2 protein-coding genes are annotated in these 2,164 nt (G+C 76.1%); both read left to right on the top strand.

The features are described from left to right. Window positions 1-210: hypothetical protein (locus D471_RS40365; protein WP_040690689.1), on the top strand; the 210-nt coding region annotated here is incomplete at its 5' end. A gap of 77 nt (window positions 211-287) precedes the next feature. After that, window positions 288-2,164: type I polyketide synthase (locus D471_RS0122570; protein ID WP_017600723.1), on the top strand; the 1,877-nt coding region annotated here is incomplete at its 3' end.

Raw genomic sequence — 2,164 nt, forward strand, 5'->3', positions numbered from 1 at the left:
GCGGCGTTGGAGAACGTGCCGCTGGAACGGCTGCGGGAGGCCGGGCTGCTCGACCCCCTGCTGCGGCTCGCCGAGCCGGACGCGGAGGACCCCGGCGGCGACGGGCACGGCGGGGAGGAGCGTCCGGACGGCCCCGAGGCCCTGGACGGTCTCGACGACCTGGACGGTGACGCGCTGGTGCGGATGGTGCTCGGGGGGTCGGACAGGTGACCGGCCCCGTTCCGGAGGCGGGCGGCGCGCCCACACGTACCCGTTCGCGGTCCGGCGTTCCAGGTAAGGAGCAGATCATGGCCACACCCCCCGAGGGATCCACGGCCACACCCACCGAGAAGCTGACGGAGGCGCTGCGGGCCTCGGTCAGGGAGACCGAGCGGCTCCGGCGACGGAACCGGGAGTTGGAGGAGGCCGCCCGCGAACCGATCGCCGTCGTCGGCATGGCCTGCCGCTACCCCGGGGGCGTCACCTCCCCCGACGGGCTCTGGGACCTCGTGGCCCGGGGCGGGGACGCGGTCAGCTCCTTCCCCACCGACCGGGGTTGGGACGTGGCCTCGGTGTACGACCCCGACCCGGAGTCGGAGGACACCACGTACTGCCGTGAGGGCGGGTTCCTCGACGGGGCGGGCGACTTCGACGCCGCCTTCTTCGGGATCTCACCGCGTGAGGCCCTGGTGATGGATCCCCAGCAGCGACTGCTGCTGGAGACCTCCTGGGAGGCCCTGGAGCACGCGCGGATGGATCCGCGCTCACTGCGCGGCAGCCGCACCGGGGTGTACGTCGGGGCGGCGCACGGATCGTACGCCGCCGACCCCGGGGCCGCCCCGGCGGAGTCCCGGGGCTACCTGCTGACCGGTAGCGCCGACGCGGTCATGTCGGGTCGGATCTCCTACACGCTGGGCCTTGAGGGCCCCTCGATGACCGTGGAGACGGCCTGTTCGTCGTCATTGGTGGCACTGCACCTGGCCGTGCAGGCGCTGCGCCGCGGCGAGTGCGGCACCGCCCTGGTGGGCGGGGTCGCGGTGATGGCGGACCCGTCGGCGTTCGTGGAGTTCTCCCGCCAGCGGGGGCTGGCCCCGGACGGCCGGTGCAAGGCGTTCGGCGCGGGGGCCGACGGGACCGGCTGGGCCGAGGGGGTCGGCGTGCTCGTCCTGGAGCGGCTCTCGACCGCCAGGCGCGACGGGCGCCGGATCCTGGCCGTCGTGCGGGGTTCGGCGGTCAACCAGGACGGGGCGAGCAACGGCCTGACCGCGCCCAACGGACCCGCCCAGCAGCGGGTCATCCGGCAGGCACTCGACGACGCCGGGCTCCGCCCCGCCGACGTCGACGCCGTCGAAGCGCACGGCACCGGGACACCGCTGGGCGATCCCATCGAGGCGCACGCGCTGCACGCCGTCTACGGCGCGGACCGGCCCGCCGGCCGACCGTTGCGCCTGGGGTCGCTCAAGTCGAACATCGGACACGCGCAGGCCGCCGCCGGGATCGGTGGGGTGATCAAGATGGTCCAGGCGCTGCGGCACCAGGCCCTCCCCCGCACGCTGCACGCCGACACCCCCACCGAACACGTCGACTGGTCCGCAGGGACCGTCCGGCTGCTGACCGAGGAGGTCGCCTGGCCCCGGAGCGACCGCCCCCGACGCGCCGGGGTGTCCGCGTTCGGGGTCGGCGGGACCAACGCCCACGTCCTCGTCGAGGAGGCCCCCGTCACACCGGCGGACGGCGGCGCGGAGGAGGCCCCGCGGCCCGCCGCGACCGGCGTCCCCCTGGCCTGGACGCTCTCCGCCCGGGGCGGGGCGGCGCTGCGGGGCCAGGCCCGGCGGTTGCTGGCCCACCTGGCCGCCGCCCCGGACACCGACCCGCGGGACGTGGGCCTGTCGCTGGCGGGCACGCGAGCCGACCACGAGCACCGCGCGGTGCTGCTCGGCACGGACCGGGCGGAGTTGACCGGGGCGTTGACGGCGCTGGCCGAGGGCCGCGCCCACCCCGGAGTGGTACGCGGGGTCCGTGACCGGGACGCCCGGACCGCGTTCCTGTTCACCGGGCAGGGCAGTCAACGGGCCGGGATGACCGACGAACCGTGCCGGACCCACCCCGTCTTCGCTCGGGCCCTGGCCGAGGTGGTCGGGCGGCTCGACCCGCTGCTCGACCGGCCGCTCGGCCCCTTGCTGGC

The organism is Nocardiopsis lucentensis DSM 44048 (genome assembly GCF_000341125.1).
GTDB lineage: Bacteria > Actinomycetota > Actinomycetes > Streptosporangiales > Streptosporangiaceae > Nocardiopsis > Nocardiopsis lucentensis.